We start from the raw sequence: 26269 nt of genomic DNA, 5'->3' as shown, positions 1-26269 counted from the left end.
ACGCTGGGGCTTTCCTAAATGCTTTAATCGTATCAGAAAGCTCGGCTATCAATGGAACCATAAGCGTGTTTATCGGGTGTATTGTGAATTAAAGCTTAATCTCAGAGTAAAACGAAAAAAACGCATTCCTCCACGATGCCAGGAAAAGCTATTGGTGCCTAATAAACAAGGTGAATGTTGTTCAATGGATTTTATGAATGACAGTAGCAGTAATCAACGTCGCTTTAGGACATTCAATGTCATCGATGACTTTAATCGTGAGGCGTTAGGTATTGTTTAAAATTGCACTTCATGTTTGAATCCAGGTCATTAAATAAAACAATTTGGCCATAAGATGCTTTTGCTGTGAACTCAAAATCGAGTAAACTAACAAACCATTCTTTGGCTTTAATAAATTCCACAACAAAAGTAGATAACGTGATGAACGAACAATTAAACTCAGATAACGAAAATATCAAATCTAAAAGAACCATTCGTAGTTTTGTTTTACGGCAAGGTCGTTTAACAAAAGGCCAAGAACAGGCATTAATAAGTTTATGGCCGCTATTTGGTATTGAATATGATGTAAATTCACCAATGGTTTTTGATTCTAATAAACCGACTGTTCTTGAAATTGGATTTGGTATGGGTGCTTCGTTAATTGAAATGGCTAAAAATGCACCTAATAAGAATTTTTTAGGAATAGAAGTACACAAACCCGGTGTTGGTGCTTGTTTGATGGCAATTGAAGAAAATCAATTATCAAATATAAAAGTGATGTGTCACGATGCTGTTGAAGTATTAGAAAATATGATCCCTAATCATACATTAGACAAAGTACAAATTTTTTTCCCTGATCCTTGGCATAAAGCAAGACATAACAAACGCCGCATTATTCAACCCCAATTTGTACAGTTAATTCGACAAAAATTAAAATTAGGTGGAATTTTGCACCTAGCTACCGATTGGCAACATTATGCAGAACATATGTTAGAGGTTTTAACCCAAGCTGAAGGTTTTGAAAATTTATCACCAAGCGATGACTATATTCTGAGACCTGATGATAGACCAATTACTAAATTTGAAAAACGAGGTCAAAATTTAGGTCATGGCGTTTGGGATCTTCAATTTGTAAACAAATAATTATGCTAAGGAGCCATTATGCAAAATCAAACTATCGATCTACTTTGTCGACACCGCTCTATTCGTGCTTATAAAACAACTAGTTTAACTCAAGAACAAATAACATCTATAGTTCGATCAGCACAGTCGGCTTCTAGTTCTAACTTTATTCAATGTTCGACAATTATTCGTATTACAGATCCTAAAAAACGCGAAAAACTAGCTCATTATGCTGGTGATCAAAAATATGTTAAAAAAGCCCCTGAATTTTGGGTATTTTGCGCCGATTTTAATCGTCATTTTCAAATTGATCCAACACTTAATCTTGGCAAAGCCGAGCAGTTATTATTGGGCTGTGTTGATACAGCAATTATGGCTCAAAATGCAGTAATAGCGGCTGAATCCTTAGGACTTGGTGCTGTGTATATTGGCGGACTGAGAAATGATATTGATAAAGTAACCCAATTACTTGAGTTACCAAAATATGTTCTTCCTCTTTTTGGGCTTTGCCTTGGTTACCCCGATCATAATCCAGAAATAAAACCGAGGTTACCTAAAGAGCTTCTCTTTTTTGAAAACCAATATCAACCACTTGATCATGCAACTTTAGCAAAATATGATACCCAAATAGGTGATTACTATCAAAACCGTAGTACTAATCAAAAAACCGGTGGTTGGAGTGATAAAATTGCAAATACAATAAATAATGAACAACGTGATTTTATTTTAGATTATTTACATAAACAAGGATGGATCACAAAATGAAAAATAACCATTACCAATTAGATAAAATCGTTATACTTAGCCGTCATGGTATTCGTACGCCATTACAAAATACTTTGCAGTTTTTAGAAAAAGTGACTCCCTTTAAATGGCCTAAATGGGATCATCCATATGGTTATTTGACCACTCGTGGTGGAATATTAGAAGTTTATTTTGGCCGCTATTTATCGACTTGGCTTGAAAAACACAATATAAAATTATCAAAACATAATACTGAATTATTCGTGTATTCTAATAGTCTGCAAAGAACTGTCGCGACCGCTCAATTTATGACAGCTGGTGCCTTTGCTGGGTATGATATTCCTATTCATCATAAATATGCCATTGAAAAAATGGATCCGATTTTCGATCCTAGCTTGCAAGACGATTCAACTGAGTTTAAAAATGCGGTTTTGCGTGATATTGAAGAAGCTGACAAAGCAGCCAATATTTTTAAAAGCCTAGCACCAGCTTATGAAGCCCTTTCCGATATTTTGGATTATAAGCATTCAAAATTATATGCTGAATATAAATGCGATTTAGCCGATATTCCATCCGAACTTTATTTTAAAAAACATGAAGAACCAGCACTCCTCGGACCACTTGCGATAGGTATTTCAGCCGTTGATGCATTCTTATTGCAATACTATTCGGCCTTTCCAAAAGAACAAATTGCATGGGGTAGACTAACTAGCCAAGAGCAGTGGCAACAAATTAGCGCAATTCGTAATCAATATATAAATTTAGTTTGCCATTCTAAAACACTTGCTAAACATTCAGCGGCACTTATTATCAACATGATAAACGATCTTATGCTACAGGATAGTAAAGTCAATTTACTTGTTGGACACGATAGTACCATCGCTTCATTACTGGGTGCATTAGACTTTAAAGACTACCAACTACCAAATCAATTTGAAATAACCCCAATTGGTGGAAAAGTAGCTTTACAGCGTTTTCGTCACCTATCTACAGGCGAATACTTTTTTAAAGCCGAATATATTTATCAAAGTTTTGAACAACTCCATAACGGGCTAGCACTTGATGACAATAATTTACCACAACATTATCAACTTCATTTAGAAAATGCTTCTGTTAATAATGATGGTTATTATTATTGGTCAGATTTTGAGGAACGAATAAAATCAATTAAAACTAGGTAATTAACCATTAGGTTATCTAATTTTTCCAATTTAATTAAGATTAAACAAATTAATAATAAAAAGTTAAGCTAATACTAATTAATAAAAAATTCCTTGTCAAAAAGTTTCAGGTAAATATACGTTTCAGTATAAATGTTAATTGTTTAGCTTACTTAAATCATAGTCAATTACAATAGACTCAAGAAAGTGTAAACAGAAAAATGTAATCGATTTCAATCAATAGCTGCACTTTATTTGTTTTATTCCAATTAATTATTTTAAACCTTCTCTTTAGCAGATTGACGATCTTTAATTTGCATTATTGCCATCATAAAACACGAAAATTATACTCAAACACATATCTACCTGAAACTTTTTAACAAAAATTAATTTAACATTAAATGTAACCGATTTCATAAAATGTTATCTAGATCACTTTTTCAAAATTATTTTAGTGCTATTATCGCCCCCAACAAATAGCTTACCTGTTCATATACATGTAAAAGTTTTTTAAATGATTGTGTGATCATTTAAAGCCTAACAAAGGAAGTTCATTATGAATCAAAAAATAAAGTCATCACTAAGTAATAAGAATTATTGGATATTCAGTCTCTACTTCTTTCTATACTTTTTTATTATGGGAGCATACAGCCCTTTTTTTCCTGTTTGGCTAAAAATGAATGGGCTTGATGAGGCTAATACGGGGTACGTTTTTTCATTTATTTCACTATTTGCGCTTTTTTTTCAACCCTTATTCGGGTTAATTTCTGATAAACTAGGGTTAAAGAAACACCTTCTTTGGGTTATCACACTTCTTCTTGTACTATTTGGTCCATTTTTTATCTTCGTTTTAGGGCCATTACTTCAATTAAATGTCACCTTGGGCGCAATTGTTGGAGGGCTTTATCTTGGTATGGTATTTAGTGGTGGTGCACCAGCTATTGAAGCTCTTGTCGAAAAAATAAGTCGACGTAGTGGATTTGAATTTGGTCGTTGTCGTATGTTTGGCTGTTTTGGTTGGGCTATATGTGCTTCGTTTGTTGGAATTATGATTTCTAAAGATGTCAATGCCGTTTTTTGGTTATGTTCTGGATTTGCATTGATTCTTTTAATTTTAGTTAAAATCGCCGATCCTGCAAAAACCACAACGACTGAAGTCGTTGAGCAAATGGGATTAAATAAACCAAAGCCATTCAATCTAAAACTTGCCCTTGATTTACTTAGTATGCGTAAGACATGGTTCTTCATGCTTTACATAATTGGGGTTGCTTGTACTTATGATGTATTTGATCAACAATTTGCAAACTTTTTCACCTCATTTTTTACTAACGAACAAGTGGGTCGTGAAGCTTTCGGCTATGTAACTACGCTCGGTGAATTTTTAAATGCCACTGTGATGTTTTTTGCTCCTCTGATTGTAATGAAAATAGGCAGTAAAAATACATTACTTATTGCTGGTGCTATCATGTCTATTCGTATTACAGGTTCAGCATTTGCCAGTACAGCAGTTGAAGTGGTGATATTAAAAACGCTACATATGTTCGAAGCACCTTTATTACTTGTCGGTGCATTTAAATATATTACCAAACACTTCCCTATTCACTTATCAGCAACCGTTTACTTAATCGCATTTTGTTTTGCAAAACAATTATCTATCATGTTTATGTCCACTTTTGCAGGGTTAATGTATGTTAAAATAGGTTTCGAAGGAGCATATTTAATCCTTGGCTTGATCGCATTTAGTTTTACGCTTATTTCATCCTTTACATTATCAGGGCGTGGACCATGGGATCTGTGGAAACATAACAACAGTGAAGGGTCTGAAGATTAGCAGAAACTCACTATAACTATTATTGACTAGATGAAGGTTTTATTATGAAAATATTAGTAACTGGTGGTTGTGGATATATAGGAAGTCACACATGTGTTCAACTAATTAAATCTGGCTATACACCAATTATTATTGATAATTTGTTTAACAGTAAAGCATCAGTACTGGATAGGATACAAAAAATTACTGGGCAATCCGTCATTTTTTATCAAGGCGATGTATGCGATGAAAAACTATTAACTAAGATTTTTTCAGAACATGACATTAAAGCAGTGATCCATTTTGCTGGCCTAAAAGCCGTCGGTGAATCAGTTCACAAACCACTAGAATATTATGAAAACAATGTCTACGGCAGTATCGTACTGATGAAAGCAATGCGAGCTGCAGGCGTTAAACAGTTAGTATTTAGCTCGTCGGCCACGGTCTATGGCGAATTAGCCCCTGTTCCTTATGTTGAAACATTACCGCAAGGTTTACCTACTAGTCCGTATGGAAAAAGTAAATTAATGGTTGAGCAATGTATTATGGACTTAGCCGTTGCTGAGCCCGATTGGTCACTAACTTTACTACGTTATTTTAATCCTGTTGGAGCCCATCCAAGTGGATTAATGGGCGAAGACCCACTTGGTGTTCCTAATAATCTTATGCCTTATATTACGCAAGTTGCTGTAGGCAAAAGAGAGTCATTAGCTGTTTTTGGTAATGATTATCCAACAGTAGATGGAACTTGCGTTCGTGATTTTATACATGTTGTTGATTTGGCGGATGGGCATATCGCTGCACTCAAAACCGATCAAAACAAAGCTGGTGTGCATATTTACAATTTAGGCTCAGGTGTTGGTTATAGCGTATTACAAGTCATTAAAGCTTTTGAAAAAGCATCAGGAAAACCTCTTAATTGGCACTTTGCTCCAAGACGAGCAGGTGATTTACCAGCATTCTGGGCTGATGCTAATAAAGCTGAGCAAATATTAGGTTGGAAAACCAAACTCTCGCTTGATGACATGGTAAAAGATTCTTGGAATTGGCAATCAAATAACCCTCAAGGCTATCCTGATTAACAATACATTTTATAAAACATACAAAATTAACAGAAGAGGCAAAAATGGATATTTTTAACCCAGTTGACCATCCTCATCGTCGTTACAACCCATTGACCAATCAATGGGTACTTGTTTCACCACATAGGGCAAAACGCCCATGGCAAGGGCAACAAGAAGTATTAAACGAAGAGCAAAAACCAAGTTATGATCCGACTTGCTTTTTGTGCCCAGGAAATAAACGGGTAACAGGAGATATCAACCCCCAATATAAGGGAACATTTGTTTTTACTAATGATTTTGCAGCACTAATGGAAAATACTCCAGAATCACCAAAAAACGCCGATCCATTATTCCAAATGCAAAGCGCAAAAGGCACTAGTCGAGTTATCTGTTTTTCACCCGATCACAGTAAAACATTACCTGAACTTGATTTACCTGCAATTGAAGGAGTAATTAAAACCTGGATAGAACAGCAGCAAGAGTTGGGCAAAAACTATCCTTGGGTACAAGTGTTTGAAAACAAAGGATCAGCAATGGGGTGCTCTAACCCTCATCCACATGGACAAGTTTGGGCAAATAGCTTTTTACCGAATGAAATTGCCCGCGAAGATCTAAATATGCGTAATTACTTTGAAAAATATCATCGCAATTTATTGGTTGATTATACTGAAAAGGAACTTATTAGTCGTGAGCGAATCGTTGTAGAAACCAAGTATTGGCTTGCCGTTGTTCCTTTTTGGGCAATATGGCCATTTGAAACATTATTATTACCAAAAACTCACATTCCACAATTAACCCAATTAAATGACGAACAACAAAGTGATTTAGCTATTGCGCTCAAAAAATTAACGAGTAGCTACGATAATTTATTTCATTGCTCTTTCCCATACTCTATGGGCTGGCATGGTGCGCCATTTATGCAAGATAAAAATGATTATTGGCAAGTACATGCACATTTTTATCCCCCTTTATTACGTTCCGCCACAGTAAAAAAATTTATGGTAGGTTACGAAATGTTAGCCGAAGTACAACGTGATTTAACCCCAGAGCAAGCAGCTGAAAGGTTACGTAACGTTAGTGATGTGCATTATAAAGACAAAAAGGATAAATAGATGAACGCATTAATCAAAGCAACTACACAAGCATTTGAATCTAAATTTGATTATAAACCCGATACACTGATACAAGCCCCTGGTCGTGTAAATTTGATTGGCGAGCATACCGATTATAATGATGGTTTTGTTTTACCTTGTGCCATCGATTATCAAACGATAATAAGTTGTCACAAACGTTCTGATAATCTTGTCCGAGTTATTGCGGTTGATTATGATAATCAACAAGATGAATTTTCTTTAGATTCTCCTATTGAAAAACATCCGGATTATATGTGGGCTAACTACATACGTGGGGTGGTAAAACACTTAAAAAAATATGCAAATAATATCCATGGCGTCGATTTTGCTATTAGTGGAAACGTTCCTCAAGGAGCAGGACTAAGTTCATCAGCATCTCTAGAGGTTGCGGTAGCTAAAATGTTCCAAGTTCTTTACAACTTAGCTTTAGATGGCACCAAGTTAGCCTTAATTGGTCAAGAGGCCGAAAACCAATTTGTTGGTTGCAATTGTGGCATCATGGATCAACTAATATCTGCCCTTGGACAAAGCCAACATGCATTGTTAATTGACTGTCGTTCATTAGAAGTTAAACCAGTCTCAATTCCTAAAGATTTTGCTGTGGTTATCATCAATTCAAATATCAAACGAGGATTAGTTGATAGTGAATATAATACTCGACGCAAACAGTGTGAAGCAGCAGCTCAAGCTCTTGGGGTAAAAGCCTTAAGAGACGCGTCCTTAACTGAATTACAACATATTGAAAACACGCTCGATCCAATTGTCTTTAAACGAGCTCATCATGTAATCACTGAAAATGAACGCACACTAAAAGCAGCACAAGCTCTTACAGATGGTGATTATAAATTATTATCAAAACTCATGGCACAGAGTCACAATTCAATGCGTGATGATTTTGAAATTACAGTCCCCGCTATTGATTATCTAGTTGAAATAATTCACGGTGTAATTGGTGAACAAGGCGGTGTTCGCATGACAGGCGGTGGCTTTGGTGGTTGTGTTGTGGCATTAGTACCAAAAGATAAAGTTGATGCTGTTAAAACGGTTGTTAGCGATAGTTATGCTAAAAAATTCGGTATTAAAGAAGATTTTTATGTCTGTAAACCAAGTGAAGGAGCACACGCGATATGCCTATAACGCAAATTATTGAACTGTCCAATAAACAAGGAATGCGAATAAAACTTTCAAACTGGGGAGCTACATGGCTCTCCTGTGAATTGCCCGTTAATGGACAGAATCGAGAAGTACTACTTGGCTGTCGCTCACTTGAACAATACCAACAACAGGATGCCTATTTAGGTGCTACAATAGGCCGATATGCTAACCGTATTGCCAATGCTACTATTAATATTGACAATAAACAATATCATCTTACCGCGAATCAAGGTGTAAATCAGTTACACGGCGGAAAATTAGGCTTCGATAAACAATTATGGTTAATTCAATCTTGCTCCGATCAGCAAGTGACTTTCCTTTTGACTTCACCTGATGGTGATCAAGGTTTTCCTGGTGAGCTGAATGTAACAGTAACGTATAAACTCACCGATGACAATCAAGTAATTATCTTGTTTAATGCAACTACAACAAAAACTACGCCAGTGAATTTGACTAATCATGCTTACTTTAATCTAGATGGTGAAATAAGCAAGGATATACTTAATCACAGATTAAAAGTAAATGCTAACTATTATTTGCCAGTTAATGCCAATGGTATCCCTAATAAGGATTTAGTTAGTGTTACCATGCACGATATGGATTTACGTCAACCAAAACTTTTATCGGAAAAACTACTTGAAAGCGCAGAAAGGCAAATAACTGGTGGTTATGATCATGCTTATTTATTAGATAAAACCAAAGCGATAGCCGCTCAACTCATTTCATCTGATAAAAAAGTAACAATGAATGTTACTACAACCAAACCGTCATTACAGATTTATACAGGTAACTTTTTACAACATACACCAAACCGGCATAATGGTGAATATGGAAACTTTGCTGGCATAGCATTAGAAAGCCAATTTTTACCGGACAGCCCTAATCATCCTGACTGGCCACAACCAAGCTGCTTTTTACAACCAAAACAAATATATGAACATCACACTGTTTACCAATTTTTTATAAATTAATGAGTTATTTGTTTTAATTATTGCTGTATATTAATAACATCTAGCTTTTTCATATTTACATTACTAGAAATCCAGCAATTTGAGAAAAAGAATTTTGCACGGTTAAACTAACAATCCTAAGCAAAATTAGGTATGATACAATCATCATACCTAATGAATAATATTAAATATGAAAAGCAAAAGTTTAACTGCTATTTTCCCGGGTACTTTTGATCCCATTACCAATGGTCATATTGATCTTGTTACACGAGCTTCGTTACTGTTTCCTCGATTAATTGTTGCTATTGCCGAAAATCCTAATAAAAAAACACTCTTTACTCTAGAAGAACGCGTAAATTTAGCGTCAACAGCAGTTGAACATTTACTCAATGTCGAAGTTATTGGCTTTGACAATTTAATGGCTAATTTTGCACAAACCCATAATGCCACAGTTATCGTTCGAGGCGTTCGTACAACACACGATTTTGAATACGAAAGGCAACTTGCCGAAATGAATCGTGCATTAAAATCTGATTTAGATACTATCTTTTTAATGCCATCAATTGCAATGGGATTTATTTCATCGACAATAGTAAAAGATGTTGCCTACCATGGCGGTGATATAACAAATTTAGTACCACTGCATGTCAAAACAGCTTTATTAAAGCGCTTAACATAAATAAAAACGTCTATGGTTAATTTTTATACTCCACAAAGAAAAAAGTTCACATCACAAAAATTGACAGTAACTATCTCATCTTTAGATGCCTTTGGGCAAGGTGTGTCCAATCATAAAGGTAAAACAATTTTTGTAAAATCAGCCTTGCCTGATGAAACCGTTGATATTGAGTTAACTGAAAATAAAAAAAATTACGCTAAAGCTAAAGTCATTAGATATCATAATCAAAGCAAATACCGCGTTAAACCTCTATGTGAATATTATCAACAATGTGGAGGTTGTGAGCTACAACATATTGCACCACAGATGCAACAACAAGCAAAATATGATGCGTTGATAAATCTATTACAAAAAGAGACAGGACAACCTTTAACAAATATCGTTAAAAATTCACCGCATATTATTGCCGATCAACCTTTCCATTATCGTCGACGAGCAAGACTTTCAATTAATATCGTTAAAGGCCAATTAGCAATTGGATTTCGCCAAGCTGAATCTAATCAAATAATCAATATCAAACATTGTCCTGTATTAGTTGATGAATTAGATTCATTGCTAGCGCCATTACAAAGCATGCTCAATAACATAAAACAGAAAAAAGCACTGGGTCACGTTGAACTAATTTCGGTCGATAGCGGTATTATTCTTGTTTTAAGGCACACTATGCCTCTAAGCAATCATGATGTTAACCTATTAAAAGAATTCGCCGAAAATAACAATATCTCGCTTTATTTTCACGGCGACGATTTAATACATATTGCCGGTAATACTGAGCATTTTTATTTAATTAATCATTTAAAATTAACTTTCAGCCCTCTAGATTTTATTCAGGTAAATTGTAAAATTAATCAAAAGATGATCGAACAGGCGCTTAACTGGCTAACTTTACAACCAACAGATCGGGTTTTAGATCTGTTTTGCGGAATGGGCAATTTTTCGTTACCTATAGCAAAATTAAGTAAAACTGTAACGGGTGTTGAAGGTGTTGATGCCCTAGTTGAAAAAGCAAAATTTAACACTATATTAAATAATACTGAGATTTGTGCGGAAACCAATTTTTTAACCTGCAATTTAGATGATACTCAACAATTTTCGATATGGAGTCAATCACAATATAATAAAGTATTATTAGATCCAGCAAGAGCTGGTGCGTTTAATGCAACAACTGAAATCGCAAAATTAGCCCCTTCAAAAATTGTTTATATATCGTGTAATCCTGCTACACTAGCACGAGATAGCAAACAACTTATCGATGCAGGATATCAAATTGCTCAAGTTGCTATTTTAGATATGTTTCCGCAAACCAAACACATTGAATCAATGTTGTTGCTAATAAAATCAGGAACATAAGTTATGGTATCGATTAGAGGCGCACACCAACATAGTGAAGAACACTATTCCCTTGCTCAATTTGATGTAGAACAATGGATAAAACAAGAATTGTTATTAACCAATCCTACGTCTTATAAAAAGTTTAGACAAGTTTGGGATTTTTGTTTTGAAAATAGCGCAGGTGCATTAGAACAAACTTTCTGTTTCCAAAATGCGATAGAAATGGTCGAAATTCTATCGACACTTAATATGGATATTAATAGTTTATGTGCTGCCTTATTGCTTCCCTTTGTTGATAGCAAAATTATTCGCCGAGAAGATATTCCAGAAGATTTTGATCGAGAAATTTCTCATATTATTTCTAGCATTGTTAAGATGAAAGAAATTCGCCAATTACGAGCAATTCGTAACGGTAGTGCTACTTCCGAACAAATTGATAGCATTCGCCGAATGCTACTAGCGATGGTAAATGACTTCAGAAGTGTAGTAATTAAATTAGCAGAACGCATTACCTACTTACGCAATTTAATCAATGCACCTCAAGAAGAACAGGTCCTTGCTGCTAAAGAATGTTTTAACATCTATGCGCCTTTAGCCAACCGCTTAGGCATAGGTCAATTAAAATGGGAACTAGAAGATTTCTGCTTCCGCTATTTACATCCAGATGAATATCGATTAATAGCAAAAAAATTGCAAGAAAAGCGATTGAATCGAGAATTGTACATCAAACAATTTGTAAGCTATTTACAAAATTTGATGAATCAAGATCATATTCGTGCTGAAGTTTACGGTCGCCCTAAACATATTTATAGTATATGGCGAAAAATGGAGCGTAAACACCTTCAATTCGAAGATTTATATGATATTCGTGCTGTGCGTATTATCTGCGATCGTATTGAAGATTGTTATAATGCATTAGGTATTGTCCACAGCCATTATAAACATATCGCAAAAGAATTTGACGATTATGTAGCAAATCCTAAACCAAATGGTTATCAATCGATCCATACTGTTGTTTATGGTCCACAAGAAAAAGCAATCGAAATTCAAATTCGTACTGAAAAAATGCACAATGAGGCTGAACTCGGTATTGCCGCACATTGGAAATATAAAGAAGGCAGTACCGACAAAATGACAGCCTATGATCAACGAATTTCTTGGTTGCGTAAATTATTAACATGGCAACAAGAAATGTCAGAGAGTGGTGAAATACAAGAAGCCGTTCGTAGCCTAATTTTTGATGACCGAGTTTATGTTTTTACGCCTAAAGGTGATGTTGTTGACTTGCCTGCTAGGTCAACTCCACTTGATTTTGCTTATCATATACATAGCGATGTGGGACACCGCTGTATTGGAGCCAGAGTAGGCGGGCGAATTGTACCATTTACCTACAATTTAAAAATGGGCGATCAAGTTGAAGTCATTACCCAAAAACAGCCAAATCCTAGTCGAGATTGGCTAAATCCGAATACAGGATTCGTTAATAGTAGTCGTGCCAGAGCTAAAATTCAAGCCTGGTTTAAAAAGCAAGATCGAGATAAAAATATCGCCACAGGTGAGCAAATTTTACAAAGTGAACTTGAACCTTTAAACATTAGTATAAAAAGTGTCGAAAAAATCTTAATTAATAAATATAACTCTCATTCATTTGACGAGGTATTAGCTGGTATTGGTAGTGGTGATGTAAGGATTAACCAATTAGTTAACTTTATCAATGCACAATTTAATAAACCAACTGCTGAAGAGGAAGATGAAGCAGCATTAAAACAGATTGCCCAAAAAACGAACATACAATCTAAAAATACTAATAAATTCAGCAACAAAAAAGGAAGTGAAATTATTATTGAGGGTGTGGGTAACTTAATGTATACCATTGCAAACTGTTGCCGCCCTATTCCTGGCGATCTAATTGTGGGGTTTGTAACTCACGGACGAGGTATTTCAATTCACCGAGCTGATTGTGAACAATTGCAAGAACTTAAAAATCATGCGCCTGAACGTATTACTCACGCGGTTTGGAGCAACAATACCCAATCAAGTTATACCATGGTGATAAAGATTGTTGCTAACGATCGAAGTGGTTTATTGCGAGATATCACTACGATTTTAGCTAATGAAAAGGTTAATGTACTTGGTCTAATAAGTCGCTCAGATATGAAGCAACAATTAGCCACTATCGAAGTAGATATGGAAATTTTTGATCAGGATTCGTTAAATCGAGTGCTCAATAAAATAAAACAACTACCCGATGTTATTGAAGCTAAACGTTTTCAAGGTTAATTAACACATGTTAAATTGCCACTTTTTAGTGGCAATTAAGTTTAAAATTTATTGCTTTCTCTCTAAAATTTCAAACTGATATGAATAGCCATTTTTATCGTCAGGTTGGTGTCCTTCTTGATAAATAACTTGCCATTGCTCAGGTGAATAATCAGGGAAATGGGTATCTCCCTGTAGTTCCGCATCTATATGCGTTAGATAAAGTCGATTTGCTAACGGTAAAGTCTGCTTATAAATATTACCACCACCAATAATAAATGCCTCATCAACATTCTGTTTTTGGGCTAACAATATAGCGGCATCAATTGATTGAACCCAACTTACATTTTGAATTGAATTAGGTTCACTTGGTGCTTGCTTTGAAATAATAATATTATGACGATTTGGTAGTGGACGGCCAATAGACTCAAATGTCTTTCTTCCCATAATAACAGGTTTACTAAGTGTATTTTTTTTAAACCATGCCAAATCTGCAGGTAAATACCAAGGCATTTGATTATTTAAGCCAATTACACGATTATCGGCCATGGCTACAATAATACTTAATGTCATATCCGTTCCTTTACACATACCCTAAAGATTTTATTCGCTGATTGACATGCTCAGGAAAGATGGTTTGACTCCAAAGTCGTTCGCTTAAAGAAAGTAACGACTCTTTTTGTCCAGCAACGATCCAATTAGACAATTCAGTAGCAACATCAGGGTATATTATTGGTTTTGGTGAAGGTAAATCTAACCAATACTTAAGTTTGATACAGTTTAAACTTTCCATAACCGTTGCCATATCAAGAGATCGTAAACATTGAGCATTATAAATTTGTTCAAATTGACCTGCAACAGGCTTAGTAAGAATCTTTTTACCAAGCGTTAATGCTTCAGAAATCAATGCAAAGCCCGTATTTGAAATAATGCCAGAGCAATTGACTAAAGCTTGCGTAAAACTATCACGACTAAGAGGTTGAAAATTAATATTACCTCGTTGCGATTCTTGCTTTATATCTGGGTGAAAACAGATAAATTGACGATCTTGAAATTGGTTTAACATACCAATGATCTCATCTATACCTTCAAACGGCAAATAAACCACAATGCTGCCATCTTCTGTTGGTGTGGCATTAAATGAATCAATCATCGGTGGCAATAACTTATGCCCAAAATGAAACCAATGCAAACCAATAGGCTTAGTAACTGGCGCATAATATTTCATGATTACATTGGCAACTAACCCATATTCTTTAGGTTTAAGATATTGGCATACGGCCTGATTACTTATACCTAAACAGTCACGTTGCTGATGATGTGCGGCCCAAGCAGTGACTGGCTCAAAATCACTAATAATACAATCATACTTTGATAAATCGAGTTCCCGCACGTCTTTAATCAGCCTGAAAGCACGAATTCGTTGTATGGTTTTACGAAAATTAATTTTACCATTTAGTGTTGCAAAGGTGACACCTCGATAAGTCTTATAATCACCAAAAACTTGCATATCAAAATAGTCTTTAGGATCACGTCCACTAAAAATATAATCAACATCAGCTCCAGCTTTTTTTAATGCTTTAGCTAAAGTTCTACAACGACTGACATGGCCATTTCCTGTTCCTTGAACACCAAAAAGAATCTTCATATCAATATTATTTGCCAATTATTATTGATAAATATCATACCAGAACACGTCATAATTATCTTATTTTTTTACACATTAACTTAAAATTTTAGTATTTTTAATATATTAATAGACAAGTCGACAAATCAATACAATTAAATTAAACTAGTTATATCAAGGTGATATTTAAACTTTAAGTAGGGCTATTATTTATTTTACAAAAAATAGCGAGACATCAAGATGCCTATAACACCCCAAAATAAACCAATTTGCCAAACAATTGTATTAGCATCAATACTATTTTTGTTTAGTTATTCTTCATGGCATTTATCTAACTTATTATTATCACCAGCTTTAACTTGTCATTCTGCTCATTCCACATCTGAATTAACACCTAAACACGAATCTATTTCTAACGAGCCAGTTTTGGTTTTTTGCGAAAAAACACAATCATATCAGCTTGTGCTTTGTTTCATCAGTGTTCAACCTGTAATATTTTGAACTCTAATTTTCCTACAAAACTTTATATTTCGTCTAGCAGTGAACGATATCTGCCCATTAAGCCTATTCTACAATATAACGAATTTATTCCAGAGTTAAGACCACCGCAAGCTGTTTAATTGGTTTATGTAAATAAAAGCATTAAGTAACACTACAAGCAATAACTGAATTATATTGATATTTGTTTTATCAGTATAACCATCAGGTTATTGTTAAAATTAACTATTTTGAGGAACATCATGAAACGTCGAAATTTTTTGATAAATATTACCACAGCTATCGGTGGATTGGTCGCAACTAAAGCTATAGCCCAAATGAGGAACAATAATATGCATGACACAATGTGTGATACTAATTCTGATGAATGTCAAAAGGGGGATAATATGCACCAACACATGAATATGGACATGAATCACAATCAAATGTCGCAAAAACTTTTATCGACTTCAGTACTACCACAAGGAATAGATCTACCAACTTTGACCAACTTAAAAAATGAGAGCAAGCAAAAAGGTGTTTTTGAAGCAACATTACATATAAAACCAACAAAAATTGCGTTAACACCAGATTTAACCACGGAATTTTGGACCTATAATGGAATGATACCTGGTCCGAAAATCGAAGTATTTGAAGAAGACCATGTTAAAATCACCGTAAAAAATGAACTTACTCAATCAACGATAGTTCATTGGCACGGCTTGCTCATTCCATCTGATCAAGACGGCAACCCACAAAACGAAATTCCAACAGGAGGCAGTCGAACTTATGAATTTATCATTCCTAAAGGTACTGCTGGCACTTATTGGTATCATCCTCACGGACATAATACAGTAGCCGAACAAGTTTATCGAGGTTTAGCTGGTACATTTATTGTTCGTAGCAAACACGATCCACTTGCATCGTTCCCTGAACAAAATTGGTTCTTTTCTGACTTAAAATTAACCGACAAAGGTCTAATTGCTGATAATTCAATGGTCGATTGGATGAATGGACGTGAAGGCCAATTTGTATTAATCAATGGCAGTTACCGCCCAAAAATCAAAATAGATTCAGCCACACATATCCGAGTATGGAATTCGTGTTCAGGTCGATATCTCAATCTTTCTATCCCTAACTGCGATGTCTTTTTAGTTGGCACTGATGGTGGACTATTAGCTAAACCCTACCTGCTTACCAAACCCTTATTATTAACTCCGGCTGAACGTGCTGAATTAGTCATAATACCAAAACAAACTGGTACTGTATATTTACAATCAATCGGATATGATCGCAATAAAATGGGCAATGTACCGCCAGAACAAGATATAATACTAGGTGAGTTAACACTGACTAAATCCGAGCCAATCACCTTACCAAACACATTAAACCAACTACCTAATATGGGGCCAGCTGTCGTCCATAAATTACTGGAATATACCGAAGTAATGGACATGAAAGAGCCGCGTGGTGGTGTGTTATTTTTAATTAATGGTAAACGTCATGACATGTCGCGAATTGATCTAAAAAGCAAAATTCACGATATTGAAGAATGGACAATATTTAATAACTCCCATATGGATCACAATTTCCACATCCATGGCGCACAATTTATTGTACAATCGCACGAGTTAAATGGTAAAAAAACTCAGCCTGATTATATTGCCTTAAAAGATACCATTAATTTGCGGCCACACGAAAAACTTACCATCAAAATACAGCAAAATCTTCCTGGGCTTCGCATGTATCACTGTCACATTATTGAACATGAAACAACTGGCATGATGGGGTAATTAATGGTGGAATAATATTTATTCCTTTATCCCTTTCCTTGATTCAATTTTTAGTATGGTTGGATTGAGGGAAGTTAAATTAACAAAAACTCGCTTATCATTACCGAAAAAAGCGAGTTTTTATAAACCTATCATCTTATTAAAATTCCTTTTATTAAATTATTCCCCTTGTAATAAGGGTTTTTTATTTTGCTAAAAAATGCTAAAATGCGCAGATTATGATCGTCATCAACTATTGGCAAAAACTCAACAAACGATTGATTATCAAAACCGCTTTATCGCACTTATTATTAGGTGTGATTGCTGCTGGGTTTGGTTTATGTCAAAACGAAGCGCTTCCATCGGAATCTGATGTTTCGCACAGTGGAATTATTGCTATTACATCCATTGTACAAGATCACAGAGAAACAGCACAAAGAAAGTTACCAACACTAGCACTATCATGTTCCCCAAAACAGCATACTGTAGTACTTTTAATAACGCCCAATTATGATGATCTTTCCCATAGCAAGGCAATCCGACTATCCCCTTACAACGGCATACGAGCTGGACCAAAAACTACCTCTTAGAATTTACGCACAAATAAAACTAATTTTTATTCAAGGTAAAAGCCTTAAAATCCGTATTAAAAAACAAGAGAAAAGTTATGTTATTAAAATTATTAACAAAAGTATTTGGTAGCCGCAATGAGCGCGTATTAAAAAGTATGCGTAAACGAGTTGAAAAAATTAATGCACTTGAACCAGCCATGGAAGCATTAACCGATGATGAACTAAAAGCAAAAACCACAGAATTTAAACAAAAGATTGCCTCTGGGACCCAATTAGATGATATTTTGGAAGAAGCTTTCGCAGTGGTACGTGAAGCGAGTAAACGTGTATTTGGCATGCGTCATTTTGATGTGCAGTTAATCGGTGGTATGGTATTAAATGAACGTTGCATTGCTGAAATGCGTACGGGTGAAGGTAAAACTTTAACAGCGACATTACCTGCCTACTTAAATGCACTAACAGGTAAAGGTGTACACGTTGTTACGGTTAATGATTACTTAGCGCAGCGAGATGCTGAAAATAATCGTCCTTTATTCGAATTTTTGGGCTTAACTGTAGGGATTAACCTGCCAAATATGCCCGCACACATAAAACGAGAGGCTTACAACGCAGATATCACCTATGGTACCAATAATGAATATGGTTTCGACTACCTACGCGATAATATGGTATTTACCAAAGATGCTCGAGTACAACGTCCATTGCATTACGCCTTAGTCGATGAAGTTGACTCAATTTTAATTGATGAAGCAAGAACACCTCTGATTATTTCAGGTCAAGCGGAAGATAGTTCCGACAAATATATTAGCATTGATAAAATCATTCCTCACTTAACCCGTCAAGAAAAAGAAGACTCTGACCAGTTCCAAGGTGATGGTGACTTCTCAATTGATGAAAAATCCCGCCAAGTTAACTTAACAGAACGAGGCTTAGTTAAAGTTGAAGAATTACTGATAAAACAAGGTATCATGAAAGGTGATGAGTCACTTTATGCGCCGAGCAATATCGTATTGATGCATCACGTTAATGCAGCCCTACGCGCTCACCACCTATTCCATCGCGACGTTGATTATATTGTCAGAGATAACGAAATTATCATCGTTGACGAACATACTGGAAGAACAATGGATGGTCGACGTTGGTCTGATGGTTTACATCAAGCTGTTGAAGCAAAAGAGCACGTTAAAATCCAAAATGAGAACCAAACACTGGCTTCAATTACTTTCCAAAACTATTTCCGTTTATATGAAAAACTAGCGGGCATGACAGGTACTGCTGACACTGAAGCATTTGAGTTTAACCAAATTTATGGTTTAGATACGATTGTTATTCCAACTAATCGCCCAATGCAACGAAAAGATCAATCCGACCTTGTCTATATGACCGAAAAGGAAAAGATAAATGCAATTGTATCTGATGTACAAGAATGTGTAAAACGCGGTCAACCTGTTTTAGTCGGAACAGCATCAATCGAAAAATCAGAATTAGTTTCACAAGCATTTAAAAAAGCAGGTATCAAACATAATGTCCTAAATGCTAAATTCCATGCTCAAGAAGCTGAAATCATTGCTAATGCAGGGAGTAAAGGTGCAGTTACTATTGCAACTAACATGGCTGGTCGTGGTACTGATATTATGCTCGGTGGTAACTGGCAAAATGATATAGCAAAAATTGAAAATCCAACACAAGAAGACATCGAAAAAGCGAAACAAGCTTGGCAAACAAAACACGAAGAAGTGATTGAGTTAGGTGGACTTTATATTTTAGGTACTGAGCGTCACGAGTCACGCCGTATCGACAACCAACTACGAGGTCGTGCAGGACGTCAAGGTGACCCTGGCGCTTCACGCTTTTATCTATCACTGGAAGATCCATTGATGAGAATTTTCGCCTCTGATCGTATGGGTAATATGATGCGTAAATTGGGTATGAAAGAAGGTGAAGCTATTGAACACCCATGGGTCACAAAAGCCATTGCCAATGCTCAAAAGAAAGTTGAAAGTCGCAACTTTGATATTCGTAAACAACTTCTTGAATATGATGATGTCGCCAACGATCAACGTAAAGTAATTTACCGAGAACGAAACGGCTTACTTGATAATACCGATATAAAAGATACCATTGATTCAATTCGAGGTGATGTATTTAACACTCTAATTGACCAATACATTCCACCACAATCAATTGAAGATATGTGGAATATACCAGGTCTTGAAACTGCGCTAAAAACAGACTTTGACTTGGATTTACCGGTCGCAAAATGGCTAGATGAAGAGCAAAATCTGCACGAAGAAACATTGCGTGAACGAATCTTACAAATTGCTCAAGACAAATATTTAGAAAAAGAAAACATGGCTGGAGCTGAAGCATTTAGACATTTCGAGAAAAGTGTTATGTTACAAACACTTGATACGCTTTGGAAAGAACATTTAGCAGCTATGGATTATTTACGTCAAGGTATTCATTTGCGCGGCTATGCACAAAAAGATCCAAAACAGGAATATAAACGTGAATCATTTAATATGTTTGCTAACATGCTAGAATCATTAAAATATGATGTTATTGGTATTTTGAGTCGCGTACAAATTCGCTCACAAGAAGAAGTTGACGAAGCTGAACGCCAACGCCTAGCAGAAATGGAAAAACTAATGGCCAAACAACAAGCTAACCATGATTCGGTAGCGAGTATAAATGGCGAAAATGAAGAACTATCAGCAGGAGCTTCTTCGCAACCAATAGTACGAACTCAAGCCAAAGTTGGTCGTAATGATCCATGCCCCTGTGGTTCAGGTAAAAAATATAAACATTGCCATGGTGCTGTTCAGTAAGGAAAAAATTTAGTATCATCAAACAAATTTGATACTTAAATCGTCGATTAAGATCGACAATAGGTTGAAAGGGAAAGTCACAACTTTCCCCTAAAATTTTACTCATAGGCAAATAGAATTATGAATAAACATATTGAAATTGCTGTAGGTATTATTCGTTCACAAAATTGTCAAATATTTATCACCCAACGCGGTGAAGACTCTCATCTTGCTGGTTTTTGGGAGTTTCCTGGTGGAAAAATCGAGATCGGAGAAACGCCATATCAAACCTTACAACGAGAAATTGCTGAAGAAGTTGACATTCATATCCACCAAGCCCAATTTTTAGATACCTTTAACCACAGTTATGATGATCGAGATATTACAATTCATGCGTATTTAGTTGAAGAGTGGGATGGAGTCCCTTTTGCTAAAGAAGGCCAACCAAGTCGTTGGGTTGACCAAGAAGATCTGAATGCCGACGAATTCCCTGACGCCAATCGACCGATCATCGAAATGCTTAAAAACTTAGATAAACAAATATAACTTAGTTATTACAATTTAGCTTGTTCGCGAGTTTAGTTTTGTTTATTTAACTTAAATTAGTTTCTTGTATGATTTTAGAGCTATTATATTTAGTTCATAAAACAGCTGTACGCTGTTTCCCCGCGCCGAGAATAACACAATGCTAAAGCAAAAATTTACTATCACAAAGCTTTGATCCTATTTTAACTAATAATCCATTTGGCAATGGCTAAATACATACCCAATAAACTCGGATTTAGGTCTATTTGCTGTAATAACGAAACGAATAATCAGAATGGGTTGCATATAAAAAAACCTGCCATAAGCAGGTTTTATAAATTCGGAAATTGGCTCCTCCAACAGGACTTGAACCTGTGACATACGGATTAACAGTCCGCCGTTCTACCGACTGAACTATGGAGGAACACTTAACGGAATGAATACTAACTATATATAACACCAATGTCAATCTCTAAAACAGCAAATAGAATTAACTGCTCAGCTTGTAATCAAATTAATCTATAGATATGCTAAGATAATTAAATATATTATTAACAGGTAAAATGGCATTTATGAAAAAAAATATTTGTATTTTTTGCGGAGCAAGCGAAGGAAACCAATTAGAATATCGTACACAAGCAGAACAATTAGGCAAAACTTTAGTAGAACAAAATCGACGGCTAATTTATGGTGGTGGTAATAAAGGTTTAATGGGAATTATTGCTAATACAGTACTTGCGCACGGCGGTGAGGTGATTGGTATTATTCCTGAACGTTTAGTCAAAGCCGAAACAGCACACCACAGTATCACTCGTTTAGAAGTAGTAGATAATATGCATCAACGCAAAGCAAGACTTTCGGAATTAGCTGATGGTTTTATTGCAATGCCAGGAGGAACTGGAACTTTAGAAGAACTTTTTGAAGTTTGGACAGCAATGCAAATAGGTTATCATGAAAAGCCCGTTGCATTATTTAATGTGTTAGAATTTTGGCAACCAATGCTTAATTTTTTGCAACATGCAGTTAATGAAGGTTTTGTTCGAGATAGTTTTTATAAAACATTAATTGTTTCGAAAGATCATCGAACTATACTACAACAATTGGATCATTTTATCCCTAAAGATTTACAGCGCTGGGTAAAAAAATAGCTTAAATGTCATATTATATAAAAACGCCATCACTTGATGGCGCTTTTATTTATATGTTTAAAATTACGCAGCAGTTACAGCTTCTGACTCTGGTTGTTTAATAAATGCATATGCTACACCAGCAATAACGGCACCAACAACAATAGACAATAAGTAACCAACTACTGGTTTAACAACGCCCGGAATTGCTAAAGCAAATAAACCACCATGCGGCGTCATTAATGTTGAACCGAAGGCTAACGCCATACCACCCGTAATAGCACCACCAACAATACAACATGGGATAACACGTAATGGATCGCGCGCAGCAAATGGAATTGCTCCTTCTGAAATAAAGCATAAGCCTAATACCAATGAAGCCTTACCACTTTCTTGTTCAGTTTTAGCAAATTTTTTGCGCGCAATCAATGTCGCAATTCCCATTGCTAAAGGTGGAACCATGCCCCCAGCCATAACCGCTGCCATTGGAGCATAAACCTGCGCTGAAATTAAACCTGTACCAAATGCATAAGCAACCTTATTTATTGGTCCACCCATATCAGTACACATCATGCCACCTAATATAGCGCCCAATATAACGGCATTGGCTGTACCCATTGAATTTAACCATACTGTTACAACGTTCATTAACCACGCAATAGGCGTACCAACAATAAATTGCATCACAAGACCGGTAATAAGCGTTGCAAATAGTGGTACGATTAATATTGGTTTCAATGCCTCTAGACTTTTTGGTAATGGTAAATATTTAGTGATTAATAGTGCTAGATAACCTGCAAAATAACCAATAATAATTCCACCTAAAAAGCCAGCCCCCGTCGAAACTGCTAGCAAACCGCCAACAAGTCCTGGTGCAAGACCGGGTCTGTCAGCAATGGAATAAGCAATATAACCTGAAAGCAGTGGCACCATAAGTGAGAAAGCAAGACCACCAATTTCGGCTAAATGCGATTCTCCAATTAATTTTTGTACTCCATCAACCATTTCAAATGAACCAAAAGCGAATGAAAGCGCAATAATCAAACCACCTGCAACCACCATTGGTAACATATAAGATACACCTGTTAGAAGGTGCTGATAAATACCTTTTTTCTCGTTGCTTGATTTAGCGGTTGAAGTATTTGATGACGGTTGATATACGGTTGCTTCTTCAAATGCTTTATCAAATTCTTGTGCTGTTTTTTTCAGAGCTGGACCTGTTTTGGTGCGATAAAGTTTTTTACCTGTAAATTTACTCAAATCAACATCAATATCACAAGCCGCAATTACAACATCGGCTGAAGCCACTTCTTCTGGTGTTAATTCATTACCGACACCAACTGAGCCACGTGTTTCAACCTTACACCACCATCCACGTTTTTTGGCTTCCTCTTCAATCGCTTCTGCTGCCATAAAGGTGTGAGCAACACCTGTTGGACATGCGGTTACCGCAACAATACGTTTTACACTGGTATTATTGCTTGAGGCAGACATAGCTTCGGCTGTTTGTTGATAAACACTCGCTTTACTTTGCGCATCTGTTAAAATCTGTTTTGGGTTAGCAAAAATTTGATTTAAATCATCAACGGCATAAACCTTTTTACCAACAACTGCTTTATCACTGATAGTTCCAGAACCTACTGCAACTATAACATCAGCCGATGTTGCATTATCAACCAGATTTAGATTTAATTCGTTTGCGGCTAAAGCTAATTCCGCTTTAGCCAAACGTCCATTTACTGGCCCTGTATTACTACCTTCAATAATATATATATTCATGAATACTCCTATTCAGAAATTATTTCAATTTTTTCTAGCATATTATTTACAGCTTGGCAATCAGATATACCAACACCAGCTTGCCCAACTGATAAAGCTGCAACACTTGATGCAAAGACTAAAGTATCTTTAATTGAACGATTAGTCATTAAGCCATACATCAACCCGGCGACCATTGAATCACCGGCACCAACAGTACTAACTACATGACATTTTGGCGGTTTTGCAAGCCATGCTTCATTTTTAGTTACCCACAAAGCGCCTTTACTTCCTAGCGAGATCACCACATTTTCAATGCCGTCGTTAACTAACTTCATAGCAGCTGCTTTAACATCTTCTAATGTTGGTAATTTGCGACCTACCCACATTTCTAGCTCTTTGTCATTGGGTTTAATTAACCATGGTTTTGCTTTTAATCCTGCAACTAATGCATCTCGGCTACTATCAAATACGATCTTTGGACAAATCGCTTTAACTTGTTCCATCCACTTAGTAAATTTATCAAGTGATACTCCAACTGGTAAACTACCGCTGATAGCCACCATGTCAATGTCTTTTAACCATTCAAGAGAATTTGTAACAAAATGTTGCCAATCTTGATCGTTAATCGTAAAGCCTGAAAAATTAAGGTCAGTCACTTCACTATTTTCCTCGGTTAATTTAACATTAATGCGAGTACGACCTTCAATTGTTTCAAATTTATCAATTACATTTAATGATTTGAATAATAAGTTAAATCCATCACGATTTTCTTTACCTAAAAAACCGCCAATAGTTAATTGAACATCTAAATCCGACAAAACTTTAGCAACGTTGATACCTTTGCCAGCAGCAAGTAATGCATTGGTTTGGACTAAATTAACATCACCAAGCTCAACTTTGGGACAAAAACCCAAAAGATCATAAGCTGGGTTTAAAGTTATTGTTGCGACACGATAAGTCATTATTCAGTCCCCTCACCTAAACCATCCCCAATTGCTTTACCAATAGCATCAAGCGCTTGAGTAGCATCTTCACCTACTGCAGTAAATCGTAATCGACTACCTTTTTTAGCGCCTAGTGCAACAATTTTCATTAAACTCGTTGCACTTACTGGCTCACCTTTACCATCTAAATTAGCGACAGTAACCTTACAATTAAACTCTTTAACTAATTTTACTAGAACTGATGACGGGCGTGTATGTAAGCCATTTTCGTTTGGAATAATAAATTCACGACTTAATGATTCATTATTCGATTCAGCCACAGTCGACTCATTTGAAGATGTCGATTGGATTTCTGATTTATTAGATTCTATTGTCGCAGAACCAGATAAAAGAAGGCTGCTAAGATCATCAGTATTGGCTGATAATAGTAATTGTAATTTTTGGTTAAAAACTAAAGTTGCAATATTATTTACAATATCAGAAATAGAATCATCAACTGCTGATATGGTGATGAGTAACTTAACAGGCTTACCATCTTCATTAATATTACTGATGGTGCGACTAATCGCCATAGCATTTTTTAAATTACCTTGTTTGCTATCATTTAACCAAACTCCATCACCTAAATATGTAGGTTTATTGTCCAACACATCGGCAATAAAGCTTGAATTTACAGCATGTTGCTGTTTTAAACGTGATGCATTTAATGCTTGTAAAGTTGCTAAACTATCAGCAGGAATATCCAATAATAATGCAGATTCATTTATAGAAAATTGGCTATCTTCAGAACTTGTTTTACCAGTTAAAATAGCAATTGCTTCGTCGGCAGACTGAATTTTTTTAATTCGCTCCTCTACCCCTTCAGCTCCAAGTACGTGAGTTAGTTGACGGAGTAATTCTAAATGCTCATCAGAGCTTGCTGCAATACCAATTGCAAGATAGGCCTTTTCACCATCATCCCCCCATTGAACACCATTAGGAAAACAAAATACTTGTACCCCTGTTTTTTTGACTAAATGGCGAGTTTTAGTAGTTCCATGGGGAATAGCAAGACCTATACCCAGATATGTGGCTGCTTGTGCTTCTCGTTCTAACATTCCATCGACATAACCATCTTCAACAAATCCTGCATTGGTTAATGCCGTAGCAATTTTTTTTATCGCTTCAGTTTTATTGGTAGCTTGTTCATTTAAATGAATGTTTTCTTTAACTAAATGAAACATATAATAAATACCTCTGGGTTAATAATGTTGGGTCGACTAAAATGACT

The 26269-nt window shown here is 35.8% G+C and carries 21 protein-coding genes, 1 tRNA gene and 1 pseudogene; 17 read left to right on the top strand and 6 right to left on the bottom strand.

Annotation, left to right across the window (positions count from 1 at the left end; translation table 11 throughout):
* The 12 genes and pseudogenes from A9G37_RS12890 to relA all read left to right on the top strand — a co-directional run.
* Nucleotides 1-274, top strand: a pseudogene (locus A9G37_RS12890) (IS3 family transposase); the annotation flags it as partial.
* A gap of 143 nt (nt 275-417) precedes the next feature.
* Nucleotides 418-1122, top strand: coding sequence for a tRNA (guanosine(46)-N7)-methyltransferase TrmB (gene trmB / locus A9G37_RS07135; RefSeq protein WP_065575064.1), 705 nt, complete (start codon nt 418-420; stop codon nt 1120-1122).
* Between the two features lie 18 nt (nt 1123-1140).
* Complete coding sequence (gene nfsA / locus A9G37_RS07130; protein ID WP_065575063.1) at nt 1141-1866, top strand: oxygen-insensitive NADPH nitroreductase; 726 nt, start codon at nt 1141-1143, stop codon at nt 1864-1866.
* Nucleotides 1863-3026 carry a histidine-type phosphatase gene (locus A9G37_RS07125; protein ID WP_176701883.1) on the top strand — a complete coding sequence of 388 codons (1164 nt, stop codon included), beginning with the start codon at nt 1863-1865 and terminating at the stop codon, nt 3024-3026. Before nfsA ends, A9G37_RS07125 begins: the two co-directional genes overlap by 4 nt.
* A gap of 535 nt (nt 3027-3561) precedes the next feature.
* Nucleotides 3562-4836, top strand: coding sequence for an MFS transporter (locus A9G37_RS07120; RefSeq protein ID WP_034912651.1), 1275 nt, complete (start codon nt 3562-3564; stop codon nt 4834-4836).
* A 44-nt stretch (nt 4837-4880) separates the two neighbouring features.
* Entirely contained in the window at nt 4881-5897 is a 1017-nt protein-coding gene (gene galE, locus A9G37_RS07115; protein ID WP_065575061.1) for a UDP-glucose 4-epimerase GalE, read from the top strand.
* A 44-nt stretch (nt 5898-5941) separates the two neighbouring features.
* On the top strand, nt 5942-6991 hold the full coding sequence (gene galT, locus A9G37_RS07110) for a galactose-1-phosphate uridylyltransferase (protein ID WP_065575060.1): 1050 nt from the start codon (nt 5942-5944) through the stop codon (nt 6989-6991).
* Nucleotides 6992-8149, top strand: a complete 1158-nt coding sequence (gene galK, locus A9G37_RS07105; protein WP_051634232.1) for a galactokinase — start codon at nt 6992-6994, stop codon at nt 8147-8149.
* The gene (galM, locus tag A9G37_RS07100) at nt 8140-9138 is read left to right on the top strand and encodes a galactose-1-epimerase (RefSeq protein WP_065575059.1); all 999 of its coding nucleotides are present in this window, start codon (nt 8140-8142) and stop codon (nt 9136-9138) included. The genes galK and galM overlap by 10 nt, the downstream gene beginning before the upstream one ends.
* Before the next feature lie 169 nt (nt 9139-9307).
* Entirely contained in the window at nt 9308-9796 is a 489-nt protein-coding gene (gene coaD, locus A9G37_RS07095) for a pantetheine-phosphate adenylyltransferase (protein WP_065575058.1), read from the top strand.
* A gap of 12 nt (nt 9797-9808) precedes the next feature.
* The gene (gene rlmD, locus A9G37_RS07090) at nt 9809-11146 is read left to right on the top strand and encodes a 23S rRNA (uracil(1939)-C(5))-methyltransferase RlmD (RefSeq protein WP_065575057.1); all 1338 of its coding nucleotides are present in this window, start codon (nt 9809-9811) and stop codon (nt 11144-11146) included.
* A 3-nt stretch (nt 11147-11149) separates the two neighbouring features.
* Nucleotides 11150-13408 carry a GTP diphosphokinase gene (gene relA / locus A9G37_RS07085; protein ID WP_065575056.1) on the top strand — a complete coding sequence of 753 codons (2259 nt, stop codon included), beginning with the start codon at nt 11150-11152 and terminating at the stop codon, nt 13406-13408.
* Between the two features lie 48 nt (nt 13409-13456).
* Here the strand turns inward: relA and folA are convergent, their stop codons facing one another.
* Both folA and A9G37_RS07075 read right to left on the bottom strand, forming a co-directional pair.
* The gene (folA, locus tag A9G37_RS07080; protein WP_065575055.1) at nt 13457-13960 is read right to left on the bottom strand and encodes a type 3 dihydrofolate reductase; all 504 of its coding nucleotides are present in this window, start codon (nt 13958-13960) and stop codon (nt 13457-13459) included.
* A 10-nt stretch (nt 13961-13970) separates the two neighbouring features.
* Nucleotides 13971-15053, bottom strand: a complete 1083-nt coding sequence (locus A9G37_RS07075) for an MJ1255/VC2487 family glycosyltransferase (protein ID WP_218059336.1) — start codon at nt 15051-15053, stop codon at nt 13971-13973.
* 701 nt (nt 15054-15754) lie between these two features.
* Here A9G37_RS07075 and A9G37_RS07065 point away from each other — a divergent pair.
* The 4 genes from A9G37_RS07065 (at nt 15755) to mutT (ending at nt 21188) form a co-directional block, all read left to right on the top strand.
* Nucleotides 15755-17284, top strand: a complete 1530-nt coding sequence (locus A9G37_RS07065; protein WP_081297689.1) for a multicopper oxidase family protein — start codon at nt 15755-15757, stop codon at nt 17282-17284.
* A 218-nt stretch (nt 17285-17502) separates the two neighbouring features.
* Nucleotides 17503-17853, top strand: coding sequence for a hypothetical protein (locus tag A9G37_RS07060; protein WP_034912611.1), 351 nt, complete (start codon nt 17503-17505; stop codon nt 17851-17853).
* 77 nt (nt 17854-17930) lie between these two features.
* Nucleotides 17931-20663 carry a preprotein translocase subunit SecA gene (gene secA / locus A9G37_RS07055; RefSeq protein ID WP_065575051.1) on the top strand — a complete coding sequence of 911 codons (2733 nt, stop codon included), beginning with the start codon at nt 17931-17933 and terminating at the stop codon, nt 20661-20663.
* Nucleotides 20664-20783: 120 nt separating this feature from the next.
* Nucleotides 20784-21188 (top strand): 8-oxo-dGTP diphosphatase MutT, encoded by a 405-nt coding sequence (gene mutT / locus A9G37_RS07050; protein ID WP_034912603.1) that lies wholly within the window; start codon nt 20784-20786, stop codon nt 21186-21188.
* Between the two features lie 327 nt (nt 21189-21515).
* Here mutT and A9G37_RS07045 read toward each other — a convergent pair.
* A tRNA-Asn gene (locus tag A9G37_RS07045) sits at nt 21516-21591 on the bottom strand.
* Between the two features lie 148 nt (nt 21592-21739).
* Between A9G37_RS07045 and A9G37_RS07040 the strand changes: the two genes are divergently transcribed.
* Complete coding sequence (locus tag A9G37_RS07040; protein WP_065575067.1) at nt 21740-22315, top strand: TIGR00730 family Rossman fold protein; 576 nt, start codon at nt 21740-21742, stop codon at nt 22313-22315.
* Nucleotides 22316-22378: 63 nt separating this feature from the next.
* On the opposite strand, the gene fruA is transcribed toward A9G37_RS07040, so the two are convergent.
* From fruA to fruB, 3 genes are read right to left on the bottom strand one after another with little or no spacing between them, the layout of a single operon-like run.
* Nucleotides 22379-24073 carry a PTS fructose transporter subunit IIBC gene (fruA, locus tag A9G37_RS07035; RefSeq protein ID WP_065575050.1) on the bottom strand — a complete coding sequence of 565 codons (1695 nt, stop codon included), beginning with the start codon at nt 24071-24073 and terminating at the stop codon, nt 22379-22381.
* 8 nt (nt 24074-24081) lie between these two features.
* Nucleotides 24082-25017: a 1-phosphofructokinase gene (gene fruK / locus A9G37_RS07030; RefSeq protein ID WP_034912594.1), complete on the bottom strand. Its 936-nt coding sequence runs from the start codon at nt 25015-25017 to the stop codon at nt 24082-24084.
* Nucleotides 25017-26222 (bottom strand): fused PTS fructose transporter subunit IIA/HPr protein, encoded by a 1206-nt coding sequence (gene fruB, locus A9G37_RS07025; protein ID WP_065575049.1) that lies wholly within the window; start codon nt 26220-26222, stop codon nt 25017-25019. The genes fruK and fruB overlap by 1 nt, the downstream gene beginning before the upstream one ends.
* Between the last annotated feature and the right edge of the window lie 47 nt (nt 26223-26269).

Origin of the sequence: Gilliamella sp. GillExp13 (genome assembly GCF_001690815.1) — a bacterium.
GTDB classification, from domain to species: domain Bacteria; phylum Pseudomonadota; class Gammaproteobacteria; order Enterobacterales; family Orbaceae; genus Gilliamella; species Gilliamella bombi.
Note: the sequence above shows the minus strand (reverse complement) of the source record. Positions and strands in the feature narration are given on the sequence as shown.